At 67.4% G+C, this 14,890-nt stretch carries 11 protein-coding genes; 6 read left to right on the plus strand and 5 right to left on the minus strand.

What is annotated here, in order from left to right:
* Positions 1-23: 23 nt before the first annotated feature.
* Entirely contained in the window at positions 24-2,405 is a 2,382-nt protein-coding gene (locus F2P46_RS20170; RefSeq protein WP_166893447.1) for an ATP-binding protein, read from the plus strand.
* Positions 2,406-2,432: 27 nt separating this feature from the next.
* Here the strand turns inward: F2P46_RS20170 and F2P46_RS20175 are convergent, their stop codons facing one another.
* A complete protein-coding gene (locus tag F2P46_RS20175; RefSeq protein ID WP_166893449.1) occupies positions 2,433-2,870 on the minus strand; it encodes an NUDIX hydrolase in 438 nt (145 codons plus the stop codon).
* Between the two features lie 34 nt (positions 2,871-2,904).
* On the minus strand, positions 2,905-5,349 hold the full coding sequence (locus F2P46_RS20180) for a response regulator (RefSeq protein ID WP_166893451.1): 2,445 nt from the start codon (positions 5,347-5,349) through the stop codon (positions 2,905-2,907).
* Positions 5,350-5,521: 172 nt separating this feature from the next.
* Here F2P46_RS20180 and F2P46_RS20185 point away from each other — a divergent pair, with 172 nt between their 5' ends.
* Positions 5,522-8,419, plus strand: a complete 2,898-nt coding sequence (locus F2P46_RS20185; protein ID WP_166893454.1) for an EAL domain-containing protein — start codon at positions 5,522-5,524, stop codon at positions 8,417-8,419.
* Positions 8,420-8,586: 167 nt separating this feature from the next.
* Positions 8,587-8,940, plus strand: coding sequence for a hypothetical protein (locus F2P46_RS20190; RefSeq protein ID WP_166893456.1), 354 nt, complete (start codon positions 8,587-8,589; stop codon positions 8,938-8,940).
* A gap of 2 nt (positions 8,941-8,942) precedes the next feature.
* On the opposite strand, the gene F2P46_RS20195 is transcribed toward F2P46_RS20190, so the two are convergent.
* Positions 8,943-10,139, minus strand: a complete 1,197-nt coding sequence (locus F2P46_RS20195; protein ID WP_166893457.1) for a DUF2863 family protein — start codon at positions 10,137-10,139, stop codon at positions 8,943-8,945.
* A gap of 84 nt (positions 10,140-10,223) precedes the next feature.
* A complete protein-coding gene (locus F2P46_RS20200) occupies positions 10,224-12,473 on the minus strand; it encodes an ATP-binding protein (protein WP_166893459.1) in 2,250 nt (749 codons plus the stop codon).
* Positions 12,474-12,700: 227 nt separating this feature from the next.
* Here F2P46_RS20200 and F2P46_RS20205 point away from each other — a divergent pair, with 227 nt between their 5' ends.
* On the plus strand, positions 12,701-13,147 hold the full coding sequence (locus F2P46_RS20205) for a DUF4124 domain-containing protein (protein ID WP_166893461.1): 447 nt from the start codon (positions 12,701-12,703) through the stop codon (positions 13,145-13,147).
* Positions 13,148-13,254: 107 nt separating this feature from the next.
* The gene (locus F2P46_RS20210) at positions 13,255-13,998 is read left to right on the plus strand and encodes a DUF481 domain-containing protein (protein ID WP_166893463.1); all 744 of its coding nucleotides are present in this window, start codon (positions 13,255-13,257) and stop codon (positions 13,996-13,998) included.
* Position 13,999: 1 nt separating this feature from the next.
* Here the strand turns inward: F2P46_RS20210 and F2P46_RS20215 are convergent, their stop codons facing one another.
* Positions 14,000-14,398, minus strand: coding sequence for a GFA family protein (locus F2P46_RS20215; RefSeq protein WP_166893465.1), 399 nt, complete (start codon positions 14,396-14,398; stop codon positions 14,000-14,002).
* A gap of 101 nt (positions 14,399-14,499) precedes the next feature.
* Between F2P46_RS20215 and F2P46_RS20220 the strand changes: the two genes are divergently transcribed.
* The gene (locus F2P46_RS20220; RefSeq protein WP_166893468.1) at positions 14,500-14,862 is read left to right on the plus strand and encodes an MFS transporter; all 363 of its coding nucleotides are present in this window, start codon (positions 14,500-14,502) and stop codon (positions 14,860-14,862) included.
* Positions 14,863-14,890: the final 28 nt, after the last annotated feature.

The following is a 14,890-nucleotide window of genomic DNA, read 5'->3' on the forward strand; positions in this document are numbered from 1 at the left end:
ATCGCCACGGAGCGGATTACACGATGAGGGCAAGCAATTGCGCCAGCATTTTGCTGGTCGACCAGCACGATGCCGCCAGCGACGCACTGGCGCAGCTTCTGCGCGAGCTGGGCCATGTGCCTGTACGGCTCGACGCGCACGCGGCGACATCCCATTCCGCCAGTGCCGAGCTTGCCCTGATCATCGTGGACGCCGGCGCGAAGCCTGCCGGCGCCGCTGCCGCGAGCGCGCACGCCACCGGGGTGATCGACCTGCTGCAGCGCTTGCGCGCCGCACCCGGCCTGACCGGCATAGCCCTGATCGTCATTGCGCCGGAAGGCGATCCCTCCTTCCCCTTTGCGCAGGCCTACGCGGCCGGCGCCATCGATGTGCTGCCCAGCCCGGTGCTGGCGGCGGCGCTCAAGGCCAAGCTCGCCTTCCTGATCGGCGCGCATCACACCGCCACGCGCCAGCGCCGTAGCGACACCGACCTGCGTGACGCCCGCGCCCGCCTCGAAATCACCCTGGCCGCCGCCGAACTGGCCACCTGGACCTGGGACGTCGCGGCCAACCGCGTGACCGCCGACGCCGCCATGGCGCGCCTGTTCAATATCTCACCCGAAGTCGCCGCCGGCGGGCCGGTGCAGAACTACCTGGACGCGCTCCACCCTGACGACCTGGCCCACGCCACGGCGCGCACCGAAGCGGCCCTCGCCAGCGGCGAACCGTACGATCTTGAGTATCGGGTGCGCGCCAGCGACGGCCTGTACCACCACGTGATCGCGCGTGGCGAGGTGGTCGCCGACGCCTCCGGCGCCGGCCAGCACCTGCGCGGCGTGGTCCTCGACATTACGCGCCAGAAGCAGGCCGAAGCGCAGCTCGGCGCCAGCGAAGAGCGCTACCGCACCCTGTTCGATTCGATCGACACCGGCGCATGCATCATCGACGTCCTGTTCGAGGGCGACACCGCGGTCGACTACCGCTTCATCGAGATCAACCCGGCCTTCGTCAAGCACACCGGCCTGACGGACGCCGTCGGCAAGACCGTGCGCGAACTGGTGCCCGGCCACGACCGCCACTGGTTCACCACGTACGGCCAGGTCGCCACCACCGGCGTGCCGGTGCGTTTCGTCGACGAAGCGCGCGCCATGCATCGCTGGTTCGATGTGTACGCCACGCGCGTGGGCGGGCCGGCCAGCCGCCAGGTGGCGCTGCTGTTTACCGATATCAGCGAACGGGTCGCGGCCGACGCCGAATTGCGCCGCCTGGCGGCCGACCTGTCCGAAGCCGACCGCCGCAAGACCGAATTTTTGGCGACGCTGGCGCACGAACTGCGCAATCCGCTGGCGCCGATCCGCAGCGGCCTGCAGGTGCTGCGCCTGAACGCCGGCAACGCCAAGGCGGCCGCGCGCGTGCAGGACATCATGGACCGCCAGCTCGACCACATGGTGGCGCTGGTGGACGACCTGCTCGACGTGGCGCGCATTACGCGCGGCCAGATCGCGCTCAAGCCCGAGTGGACCAGCGTGCAGCAGGTCGTCGCCGGGGCCGTCGAAACCAGCCGTCCGCTCATCGATGCCAGCGGGCATGAATTGCGGGTCGAGGTGCCCGAGCGGCCGCTGGCGCTGTACGCCGACCCGAACCGGGTGCGCCAGATCCTCAACAACCTGCTCAACAACGCCGCCAGGTACACGCCGCATGGCGGCCGCATCACCTTGTCCGCGCGCCAGGAAGGCGACGACGTGCTCCTGGCGGTGAGCGACAACGGGATCGGCATCGCCCAAGATCAGCTGTGCGCCGTGTTCGACATATTCACCCAGGTCGGGCGCACGGCCCATCATGCGGGCGGGCTGGGCATCGGCTTGTCGCTGGTGCGCAGCCTGGCCGAGCAGCATGGCGGCCAGGCCGGCGCCGCCAGCGCCGGCCTGGGCAACGGCAGCGTGTTCAGCGTGCGCCTGCCGCTGGCGCCGCCCGGTGCGCCGGCCGCCACGCCCGCGCCGGGCAAGGCCGGGCGCGCCGCCAGCGCCGATGTGGCCCTGCGTGTGATGGTGGTCGATGACAATGTCGACGCCGCCGCCACCCTGGCCGAGCTGCTGGCGCTGATCGGACATGTGGTCGACGTCGCCAACGACGGCCCGACCGCGCTACACATGGCGGCCCGGCGCCATCCGCAGGTGATGTTCCTCGACATCGGCATGCCCGGCATGGATGGCTACCAGCTGGCGCAGGCGCTGCGCCAGGATGCGCGCCATGCCGGCGTGCTGCTGGTGGCGCTGACCGGCTGGGGCAGCGCCGACGACCGCGAGCGCACCCGCGCTGCGGGCTTCGATGTGCATCTGACCAAGCCGGTCGAGCTCGGCGCCCTGGCCGACTTGCTGGCGCGCCATGCGCAGCTTGCCGGACTTGACGCGGCCGTGGCGTCCTGAGGCGGCGCGCAGCGCCGGCGCGAGCGGCTACCAGTCCAGGGTCACCAGCAATTTCCCCATGCGCGGCCAGCACAGCCGGGTCAGCTCGCTGCGCGCGGCCCAGCGGAAGCCATCCGTTTCCGGGGTCGGCTCGCCGGTCACCGGATGCGGAAAGAAACTCGTGCACACCAGGTGCGCCAGGCTGCTCAAGTCGGCCCCGGCGCGCACCCGGTACAAGTGCAGCCGTTTGTCGCTGCGATAAGCAAACCCGCCCAGGTCCTCGAAGCGCTCCGGCGCAAAGGCGATGCCCGCTTCCTCGCGCAGTTCGCGCATGGCCGACGCCAGGGTGGTCTCGCCCGGGTCCTGCATGCCTTTCGGAATGTCCCAACTCGGCGTGTTGGTCACGTGGCACAGCAGTAACTGACCGGCCGGATTGACCACCAGGGTGCCGCAAGACACCGTCTGGATTCTTTTTGGCGCGCTCATGCGGCCAGCCCGCGCAAGCCGGCAATGCCGCTGTTCATGGCTGCTCCATGGCAGACGATGACCCGGGGCGCGCGGCCGCCGCCAGCACGCTGGTCAGGGCGGTGATGTCGACCGGCTTGGTCAGGTGACGGTCGAAGCCGGCCTGCTGCGACATGGCGACGTCGGCGCGCGCCCCCCAGCCGGTCAGGGCCACCAGCAACATGCCTTCGAGCCCGCTGGTGGCGCGGATCGCGCGCGCCAGCTGGTGCCCGCTCATGCCGGGCAGGCCGATATCGAGAAAAGCCAGGTGCGGACGGAACGCGGCCGCCAGCACCAGGCCCTGTTCGCCGTCGACCGCCACCCGGGTGCTGTGGCCGAGCGCTTCAAGCAAGGTCGACAGGCTGGCGCCGGCGTCGACGTTATCGTCCACCACCAGCACCCGCAGCGCGCCGGGGGCGGCGCCGCACGGCGCCAGCGACGCCACGGCTGCCGCATTGCCCAGGTGCAGCGGCAGGCGCACGGTGAAGGTGCTGCCCTGGTCGCGCCCGGCGCTGGTGGCGCTGACGCTGCCGCCGTGCAGCTCGACCAGGCGGCGCACCAGCGACAGCCCGATCCCCAGCCCACCCTGCGAGCGGTCGAGGTTGCGCCCGACCTGGGTGAACATGTCGAACAGGGTGCCGAGGTCTTCCTGCGCAATGCCGACCCCGTTGTCAAGCACCGACAGCAGCGCGTCGTCGCCTTCGCGCAGCGCCCGCAGCACGATGCGCCCGCCGGCCGGGGTGTACTTGGCGGCGTTGTTGAGCAGGTTGCTGAGCACCTGGACGATGCGGGTCACATCGACCTCGAGCGGCAGCGCTTCGGGCGCCACCTCGATACTGAGCGTGTGGCCCCCGGCGTTGAGCGCCGCCATGCTCGTTTCGACCGCCATCGCGGCCAGGGTGGCGACGTCGCTCGCTTCGCGCTTGAGTTCGATCTTGCCGCGCGTGATGCGCGCCACGTCCAGCAAGTCGTTGACCAGGTGAATCAAATGACCGAGCTGGCGGTCCATCATCTCGTGCACCTTGGCCATGTTGGGGGCGCCGGGCGCCGCCATGCGGATCAGGTCGAGCCCGGTGCGGATGGGCGCCAGCGGGTTGCGCAACTCGTGCGCCAGGGTCGCCAAAAACTCGGACTTGCGGCGGTCGGCCTCGGCCAGGTCGGCCGCCACCCGGCGCAATTCGTTTTCGGCCTGCTTTTGGGCCGTGATGTCGCGCATGATCGAAGCCAGGCCGATATTCTGGCCTTCGTCGTCGAACACGGCAAAGCCCTTGTAATAGATGGGCAGGATCGCGCCGCTTTGGAAGTTGCGCATGCGCAGTTCACCTTCCCAGCGCGCTTGCCTGCCGCGCACGGCCGGCAACACCACCGCCTCGACAAAGGCCTTGCAGTCGGGCGCGAAAAAGTCGCCGATGCGATACTCGCCCAGGGCGGCATCGGGCGCGAGCCCCGCCAGCCGGCGCCCGGCCGGGTTGACGTAGCTGGTGCGCGCTTCCGAACTGGCGATGCCGATGAAGTCGGACGACTGCGCCGCCACCGCCGCCAGGCGCCGCATGCCTTCCTCGGCGCGCTGGGAGCGCTGGCGCGACTCGCCCAGTTGCAGTTCGGACATTTCCAGCTGCTCGGCGGCAAGGCGTTCGGACGTGGCGTCGCGGAAAATCTTGGCGTAGCCGCGCAGCTTGTCGGCCTCGTCGCGCAGCGGCACCATCACGCCATCGGCGAAGAAGCGGGTGCCGTCGCGCCGCACGTGCCAGCGCTTGTCGTCGGCGCGCCCGGTCTCGCGCGCCGTGCGCATTTCGTACCCGGGCACGCCGGCGGCGCGGTCTTCCGGGGTAAAGATGATGGCGCTCGGCTCGCCGCAAGCCTTGGCCGCGAACCAACCTGTGATGGTTTCGGCGCCGCCTTCCCATTCGGTGACGATGCCATCGGTATCGGTGCCGATGAAGGCGTAATCGCGGGTGTTGTCGAGAATGAGGCGAATGCGCTCGTCGCGCGTGCGGAGCGCTTCGAGGTGGGTCGCCTGCGCATGCAGGGCGATCTCGGCGGTTTTGCGGTAGAGATCGATGAAAAACGCCACCTTGGCGCGCAGGATCACCGGGCTGATCGGCTTGGTCAGGTAATCGACCGCGCCCAGCGCGTAGGCGTGCTCCATGTGCGCGCGGTCGTCGCCGACGGCGGTCAGGAAAATGATCGGCAGCGTGCGCGAACGCGGATGGCTGCGGATCAACCCGGCGGTTTCGAAGCCGCTCATGGTCGGCATGTGCACGTCCATCAGCACCACGGCGAATTCGCGCACCAGCAGTTCGCGCAGGGCCTGTTCCCCGGAAGAAACACTGACCAGCACCTCGTCGAGTTCGGCCAGCACGGCTTCGAGCACGTGCAGGTTGGCGCTCTGGTCGTCCACCAGCAGGATATTGATTCTGCCTTTGTTCGCGGCCTTGGGCGTGCTGTTCTCGTTGAGCATTGGGTGTCCGATGTGCCTCGTGGCGATCGCCCAGGTCAAGAGCGCAATGTAGGCCGAGGATGAATAAAAGTCAATTGTGCAAGAACTAAAAAAATATTTTTGAAAATTCGGGAACTTAGGGTGCTTGCCCCTCTCCAAGCATATTTACACCTTTATAAGGTGGGGGTATCGCATGCCTGAACGATTCCTGGCGTCCGCATTGCCGCAGCACGAAGCCGCCGAGCTGTACCGGCTGATGGTGGTCGGCATCCGCGAGGTGGCTGTCTTCCTCATGAACCCTGACGGCTATATCACCGTGTGGAACCGGGGCGCGCAGGACATGAAGGGCTATACCGCCGACGAGGCGATCGGCAGCCATCTCGCGCTCCTGTACACCGACGAGGACCGCGCACGCGGCTGGCCGCGGCACAACCTGGCCAAGGCCGCGGAAAACGGCTTCTACAGCGAGGAAACCTGGCGCAAGCGCAAGGACGGCAGCCTGTTCTGGGCCCACATCGCCCTCACCGCCCTGCGCGGCGACGACGATCGACTGCTGGGCTTTTCCAAGATCACCATGGACCTGACCCGCCACAAGCTGCTCGAATCATGCACGAAAGAAAAACAGGAAATCGACCTGATCCTTCGTGCGGCCCAGGCCGGCACCTGGAAGTGGGATGTCGCCAGCGGCCAGGTCGAACTGTCGCGCCACCTGCGCGAACTGCTGGGCTACAATGGGGAGCCGGAACAGCTCGACTTCGACGCCTGGCTCGGGTTCGTCCACCCCGACGAGCGCGCGCGCTTTCGCACCCTGCTCGAAGACACCTGCCGCGACCCCTTGATGGCGCCCATCGAAACCGAGCTGCGATTCCTGCGCCGCGACGGCCGGTGCCAATGGTTCTTCCTGCGCGCCAACTGGCACCGCAGCATCGAGGACGGTCCGATGCAATTTCTCGGCGCCTGTGTCGGCATCGACAACCTCAAGCTGGCCGAAGTGGAAAAGGAAGGCCTGGTGTCGCAGTTGCGCCAGGAACGCTCGCGCTTTTCCGACATCCTCGAACAGATGCCCTCGGGCGTGATGCTGGCCGACGTGCCGTCCAGGCGCCTGACTTACCAGAACCGGGCCGCCGCGCGCATGCTGGGACGCGATTTCTCCGGGGTCGACTCCTACCACGACTATCGCGACTACATTTTCGTGGACGCCCAGGGCGCCCGCATCGCCTCGGAAGACTTGCCGCTCGCGCGCACCGTGCGCGGCCAGGACGGGCCGCGCACGGAGGGCCTGATTTACGAACGCGCCGACGGCGAACGCCTGCATATCGACGTCACCAGCGCCGCCATCGTCGACAGCGATGGCGTGGCGCGGGTCGCCATTGCGGTGCTGCACGATGTCAGCGCGCTCAAGCACATGGAACTGGCCGCCGCCGCCGAAAAGGAACGCGCCCTGGTCACCCTGGCGGCCCTCACCGACGGCGTGGTGACGGCCGACTGCGGCGGCGCCATCACGACCGTCAATCCGGCCGCCGAGCGCATGCTCGGGGTAAGCGAGGCGGCCGCGCGCGGGCTGCGCTTTCGCGACCTGCTGCACATCGACGAAGCCGCTTGCGCCGACGCCACCTTCGCCGCCATCGAGCGCTGCCTGGACCGGAAGCAGACCGTGGACGGCCTGCCGCACGCCACCCTGGTGTCGCAGGATGGCGCCCGTTTCGCGGTCGAGAACGCGGTCGCCCCGGTGATCCTCGATAACGGCGAGCTGATCGGCGCGGTGCTGATCATGCACGACGTCACCGAATCGAAGCGCCTGCTGCGCCGCCTCGGCTTCGAGGCCAGCCACGACGCGCTCACCGGCCTGGTCAACCGGCGCGAATTCGAACTGCGCCTGCAACGCGCCATCGAACGGGCGCAGCATGCGGGCGGGGCCTGCGCGGCCTTGCTATATATGGACCTGGACCAGTTCAAGGTGGTTAACGATACCTGCGGGCACCAGGACGGCGACGAACTGCTCAAGCGCCTGGCCACTACCTACAGCGAGCACGTGCGCGAACGCGATACCCTGGCGCGCATTGGCGGCGACGAGTTCGCCCTCATCATCGAGCATTGCGACGTCGACCAGGCGATGGCGGTGGCGCAGAAAATCCTCGAGGCCACGCGCACCTTCCGCTATGTGTGCAAGGGGCGCGCCTTCCAGCTCGGCGTCTCGATCGGCCTGACCCCGATCGACGGCGGCACCATCAACGTCGAGGAAGCCATGCGGCGCGCCGACCATGCCTGCTACATCGCCAAGGACCGCGGGCGCAACCGCATTTATGTGCATTACAAGGGCGACCTCGACGTTGCCCAGCGGCGCAGCGACATGCACTGGGTCACGCGCCTGACGCACGCCTTCCAGAACGAGCAGTTGCAACTGTACTACCAGCCGATCCTGCCGCTCGAGGACGGCGACGGCCCGCGCCACTACGAAATCCTGCTGCGCATGCGCAACGGCCGCAACGGACCGATCGGGCCCGGCATCTTCCTGCCGGCCGCCGAGCGCTACGACGTGATCGTCAAGATCGACCGCTGGGTGCTGACGCGCACCCTGGAATGGCTGGCAAGCAACCCCGACCATACGGACACCCTGGAAATGTGCAGCATCAACCTGTCGCGCCGCTCGCTGGGCGACCCCAGCTTTCACAAGTTCGCGGCCGAGCTGATCGACGCGTCGGCAGTGCCGGCCAAGAAGCTGTGTTTTGAAATCACCGAAAACGGTGCGATTGCCGATATGCAAAAGACGATTTCCTTCATCGAAGCGCTGTCGGCGCGCGGATGCCGCTTTTCGCTCGACGATTTCGGCACCGGGATGACGTCCTTTTCGTATTTGAAGCAATTGCCGGTCAATTACATCAAGATCGATGGGTCCTTCATCCAGATGATGTCGACCAGCGAGGTCGATTTTGAAATGGTGCGGTTTACCAACGACATCAGCCACATGATGGGGCGCAAGACGATTGCCGAATACGTGACCGACTCGGCCATTTTGGCGAGCCTGAAAGCGATCGGGGTCGACTTTGCGCAGGGTTACTGGGTCGGCAAGCCGCGCCCGCTGACACCGTGAGCTGGCGCGCACCGGGACGGCGCCGATCGGTATATAGTTGGTAGACTCGGCTCCGTCGTTCCCGGCCTGGGCGGCCCCCTTGGCGGGAACGACGGCGCGTAAGTCAACGGAATGAATGCACACGGCGCAGCGCGCCAGTGTCGGTACCGTCCAGCAAAGGCCCCACCATGGCAGATACGCCCACCTCCGAGCATGGCGCCGGCGAACTCCCCTTCCTCACGCTGTGGTATCGCTTCCTGTTCTTCGACTGGCTGTTCGCCGACCCGGGCGCGGCGCGCAATGTGGTCGAGCGGCACGCGGCGCTGCGGCACAACCGCGCCATGTGCCGCCACTTCCCGACTTACCTGCGGCGCTGGTCCGCGCTGACCCTGTTCGGCTTCGGCATGGGCTGCCTGTTCGAACGTTCGATGCAGGCGAGCCTGTGGCCGGCCTGGTTTTTCACCTGCGCCTGCCTGAGCATGACCGGCATGGTGGTGATGCTGGTCGCCTGGGCTTGCCTGGCCAATGCCAGGGTGCAATAAACTTACGCCTGCCAGGCGCGCGCTTCGATCGGCTGGCCATCTTCACCGAAGCGCAGCGCCACCGACGTCGAGGTGATCCCCAGCGAGGCGAGCGCATCGCACAGATCGTCCACCTCGCCCCGCAGGTCGGCGGCCACGTCGAGCGGCTTTTCCAGCGAGGCCAGCAACACGCCGGCCGCATCGCTCAGGTTGACCCGCATCACCATCTCGTCTTCCACCGCGGCCGGACCGACCATGGCGCGCACCTCGGTCCCCGCCACCCCGCGCTCTTCCAGCGCCGCGTTGACGTCGCTGATCATTTGCAGCATGGCCAGTTCGGCCACGCCCTGCTCCTTGGCGCCGTAGAACAGGTCCTGGTACAGAAAGTGCAGCTCGAGCGAGGCCGGATCAAGGGCCAGGCAGCGCTTGACCAGCGGCCCCGCCGCCACGGTCCAGGCGCGGTAACGCGCCATGCGCGCGTCGAACCAGGCCTCGGCCGCTGCTTCGCCTTCCGGCGCGGCGTAAAACGGATCGTCGGCGCGCTTCATCGCAAAGCCGAGCAGGAAGCGCAGTTCGACCGCCGTGTCGGCGGGGCCGAAGTGGGTATCGGCCCAGCCGGTCATGCTGCGTTCGAGCGCCGGGCGCGCCACCAGTTTTTTCTCGGTCATCGAGCCGGCCGCGTCGCGCACCATGTCGTTCAGGTGGCTGTAGGTGATGGCATCGACTTCGTCCAGGTCGTAGGCGTGGCTGATCATCACCACCGTGGCCTGGGGACTCTCCAGGCCGCCCTGCTTGATACTCTCGACCAACTGGTCGAAGGCGTCGCCATCGTTGAAGCCTTGCGCTTCCTTCAGCCCGCCCGTGCTGTGCACGAATACCGGCAGGGCAAAGGCGTTGATTTCCATCTCCGGGCCATTCTCGCGCCGCAGGGTGACGGTGCCGGCCGCTTCTTCGATCCGCTCGCGCAGCAACTGGTAGGCCACCGCATCGGTGTAGCGCGCGCGCTCGATGGCGCCGTACAGCACGTCGTCGTTCTTCTTGCGCAAGGCGTTGCGCACCAGCCGCGCCAGCTCGACGTCGCGCAGGGCGATGGCGGCGGCATCGCCTTCTTCACTGGCGACGGCCAGCGCAAGGTCGGCCAGTTGCTGGGCCAGCACATCGTCATCCTCCTGCGGCGGGATGGCGGACTTGCGGGGGAAGGGGCGCTTGTTTTTGGGCATGGGAAGACAGATCGGTGGCTAATGAGGCGCCATGGTAACAAATTGGCAGCGCCAGCGCCAAGAGCCGATCTACCGAGACAGGCTCTATGCCCTTTTGCCAGCGGCGCGCCGCTTGCCTGCCTTGCGCGGCGTGCGCAGCAGGTCCAGCACGTACTGCGGATCGGCCGGCTTGGCCAGATGATGGTCGAAACCGGCGTCGCGCGCCAGTTGCTGGTCCTGCGGCTGGCCATACCCGGTCAGGGCGATGAACAGGCAATCGCGGAAACGCGGCATGGCCCGCAGGCGCCGCGCCAGTTCGTAGCCGGTGATGTCGGGCAGGCCGATGTCGAGGATGAAGGCGTCCGGCGCTTCCGACTCGGCCCAGGCCAGCGCGGCGCTGGCGTCGTAATAGGTGCACACATTGTGCCCGCCGGCGGCCTCCAGGAACAGCGACAGGCTGATCGCGCCGTCGACATTGTCGTCCACGATCATCACGCGCAGCGAGGGGCCGCGCGCGTCGCTGCGGCGGCGCTTGGGGCTCGCCGCCGCCAGCGCTGTCGGCTGGCACGGCAGGGTCACGGTGAAGCTGCTGCCCTGCCCCGGCCCGGGACTGGCCGCCGTCACCGTGCCGCCGTGCAGCTCGACCAGGCTGCGCACCAGGGCCAGCCCCAGGCCGAGTCCGCCCTGGGCGCGGTCCGGCTTGCGCTCGCCCTGCGAAAACAGGTCGAACACGCGCGGCGCCAGTTCGGGCGTGAGTCCTTCGCCGGTATCGCTGACCACCACCACCACGTGCTCGCCTTCCAGGCGCGCCTCGATGCCGATGCGGCCGTTGGGCGGGGTGTACTTGGCGGCATTGCCCAGCAGGTTGGCGAAGATCTGCACCAGGCGCGTCTTGTCGCCGCGCATACGGATCGGGGTCGGCGGCAACGTGACCTCGACCCGGTGGTGCGCGGACTCGACCAGGCTGTGGGTCTGCTCGAGGGCGCGGTCGATGACGGCGTCGAGCTCGATCTCCTCCAGGCTCAGGGTGACCAGCCCGCGCGTGACGCGCGAGACGTCGAGCATGTCGCCCAGCAAGCTGTTCATGTGCTCGACCTGGCGCGAAATCACGTCGCTGGCGTAGCGCACCCGGCGCGCGTCGCCCGGTTGCAGGCGCAGCAACTGGGCGGCGGTGCTGATCGGCGCCAGCGGATTGCGCAGTTCGTGGCCGAGCATGGCCAGGAACTGGTCCTTGGCGCTGTTTTGCTGCTCGGCCATCTGGCGCGCTTTCTTTTCGCCGTCGAGCAAGGCCTGGCGGTCGGCCTCGGCATGGCGGCGGTAGGCCTGCGCCTGCAGCATCTGCTCGCCGGCCGCGTGCAGGGCCGCGTGCAGTTCGTTCATTTCCACCACCCGCGAACGGACCGGCTTGGGCGAGACGCCGGCGCCGAGGTCGGTGGCGGCCTTGACCGCGCGCGCGATCGAGCGCACCTGCTGGCGCCCGAAATACACGGCCAGCGCCACCGCGCACAGCATGGCCGCGAGCATCCCCATGGCGGCCACAAACGAGGCGTGCCGCGCCGAGCGCTCGATCAGTTCGACCGGCGCGGCCACGGCCAGGGTCCAGCCGGACAGGGTGGAATGGGTGAAGACGTCGTAGGCCTCGGTGCCTTCGATGGTGTTGTGGCGGATTTGCCCGGTGTGCGCCCTGGCCGCCGCCGCCACCAGTTCCGGGCGCGCCTGCTTGCCGATCAGCGCCCCCGGATTCTGGTTGCGCGCGATGAAGCGCCCCTTGCTGTCGATAATGCCCACCACCCAGCCCGGCGGCACATCCACGCTGGCGATCAGGCGCGTGAAATGGTCGGTCGAAAACGCCACCGTCAGCACATAGCGCTTGCCATCGTCGATCGGCACCGGCACGGTCACCGTGGTGACCAGTCCCTTGACCACCGGGCCGGGAATCACGTCGGACACATAGGTTTTCTGGGTGGCGATCACTTGCCGCACCAGGTCGCCAGCGTGCGGCTTGGGCAGCGCGCTGCCGTAGGGAAGGAACGTATTGATCAGTTGCTGGCCTTGCGCATCGAGCAGGACGGTCCAGCCGGTGCTGCCGCGGTTGGCGCGCCGCGCCTGGGCATAGAACGTTTTCAGGTCGCCCTCGGCCAGCGAGGGCGAGCCGCCCAGCACGCGCAAGCCCGCTTCGGCGCTGTAGAGCTCGCGGTCGACCAGCAAGGCGATGCTGTTCGCGGTTTCCCGCAGCCCGCGCAGGGCCGCGTTGCGCTCGGCGTTTTGCAGCATGGCCAGGGCCAGGCTGGCGAACACGATCACCGGCACCAGGATGCCGGCGGCCATCAGGAACAGGTAAGCGCGAATATGCATGCGAATTGCCGCCTGTAATCAGTGCGGAAGCTGAGTCCGCCTATATAAAACATTGTACTTTCCTTATCAGGCTACCGGCCGCCGTACCCAACCGTGCGCAACCGTTTGCGTCAGAATAATAATTTCATCGGTGAAAGTTCAATGTAAAAACAACAGCGTGTGGTAACGAACAGATAGGGAACGACGAACTGCGCAAAATGGACTCATTCGCAAACAGGAGCACCACCATGATTCACCGAGCCCTTACCCGCAGCATGTTCTTCGCTGGCCTGATGTTGTCGTCAGCCGTTTTTGCCGACGCCGAGATCGTCAAATGCATCGACAGCGGCGGCAAGGTGACCCTGACCGACGCGCCCTGCCCAGCGGCGGAGCAGACCGTGGCGGTGGTGGCGGGCAGCGCCGGGCCGGCCGCGCCCGAGGCGGAAGATGACAATGACATGGCGCTCATCAGCGACGAAGCGGCGGACACGCCCGCTGCGGTGAGCGCGCCCACGATCGAGCGTTACAACAGCGCGGCGGCGTGGACCAAGCGCGAACTGCCGGGCGTGCGCAAGTTCGCCGCGGGCGCGCTGGCGCGCGACGTGGCCACGCTCAAGGCGGCCCGCCACAGCCTGATGCTGCAAGACAGCGCCGCCCAGAGCGCGCGTTCGCAACGCATCGCCAGCTTGCAGTAAGCGCTACGGCGGCGCGAGCGAGCAAGCGGGGGCGCCGATCCCGGTGGGCGGGCGGACAAAGCCGAGCTCGGTTACAATGCGGGCAATCTTTCACCCGCACCAAGCTTATGAAACTCCTACCGCTCATCGCCCTGGCCGTGGCCTGCGCCCCTGCCCTTGCCCTTGCCAGCGACCGCATCGACGACAGCTGGCACACCTCCGCCGAACTAGGCGCCATCAGTACCTCCGGCAACACCGCCGGCACCTCCGTCTCCGGCAAGATCGATGCGCGCCAGGAACTCGATGACTGGAGCAACCAGTACATCGTGGCCGGCCACTTCAAGGAAGACGAAGTCAACGACAGCGAGGGTAAGCGCAGCTCGGAGCGCTCGGCCGAACGCTATTCGCTCTCGGCCAAGGCGGCCTATAAACTGGTCAAGGACAACGAAAAACTGTTCGTGCTGGCGGCCCACGTGGGCGACAAGTTCGGCGCTTACAGCAGCTACACCACCATGGCGGTCGGGCGCAGCACGCGCTGGTACAGCTCGCCTGCGGCCAGCGTCGATGTCGAAATCGGCCCGGGCTACTTCAGCGGCGAACGCGCCACCGGCGAGCCGGAAAGCGGCTTCACGGTGCGCGGCGCGGCCGCCATGCGCTGGCAGGTCAGCCAGAGCGCACAGTTCTCGCAAGTGGTCAGCGTCGAGCGCGGCACCTCGAATGTCCACTCGATCGCCGAGGCGGCCCTGAGCACCAAGATCAATGGCACCATGCAGATGAAGGCGGCCTTCAGCGCCCGCAACGATACCAACGTGCCGGCAGACAAGAAGAACACCGATACCCAGACCTCGCTGACCTTGGTCTATTCGTTTTAGGCTACTCGTCGCGCAGGCGCAGGTATTGCGTCATGCCGTCGCCGATGTGGTCCCAGTCCAGCCGATAGGCGGTAAAAGTATGGTCGCGCGGCGCTACCGCTTCGGGCTCGTCCAGGCTGCAAGTGGTGACGTCGATCTGGTCCGGCGTGTCGCTGCGGGCGTAGGTCAACTGGGTGCCGCAGGCGCCGCAAAAGCTGCGCATGACGCCCGCACTGGACGCGAACTGCGCCGGCGTGCCGGCCGTGACCCGGTAATCGGCGCGCGCCACGCTGAACCAGGCCACATGCGGCGCGCCGCTGAGGCGACGGCAGCTCGGACAGTGGCACATGGTTTGATGGAACATCCGTTCCGACGTTTCGTAGCGCACCGCGCCGCAATAACATCCTCCCTGCAAACGCATCTTCTCCTCCACCGGCACAGTCATCGTGAATAGCAGTCTAGCGCCAGGCTGCACCGCGATGCAAGCGCGCCCGATTGCGCGGATAATTGCACGTTTGAAACATGCTTGTCACACCGATGACGCAAGCCTCCCCCATTCCCGCCAGCGCCGTGCCGCTGTTGTCGCTGGCCGCGGTCGGCCTCGCGCCGGTGTGGTGGCTGGCGACGCCCGCCACCTTGTGCGCGGGCCTCGGTTTTTACATGCTGCACAACACCTTGCAGACGCATGCGACCCAGATGGCGCCCGAGCGTCGCGGCGCGGCCGTGTCGGCCTTCGCATCGTGCTTTTTCATGGGCCAGGCCACCGGCGTGGGAGTGGCCGGGCTGCTGCTGGCGCACGTGGGGACGGCGGCGCTTCTGGTGGGCGGCGCGCTCGGCTTGCTGGCGGTGGCGCTCGATTTTTCGCGCCGCCTGCGGATGAAATGAGCGGACCGGAAATGCATACCAAAAAGCC

Origin of the sequence: Massilia sp. CCM 8734, assembly GCF_011682155.1 — a bacterium.
Taxonomy (GTDB): domain Bacteria; phylum Pseudomonadota; class Gammaproteobacteria; order Burkholderiales; family Burkholderiaceae_D; genus Telluria_A; species Telluria_A rubra.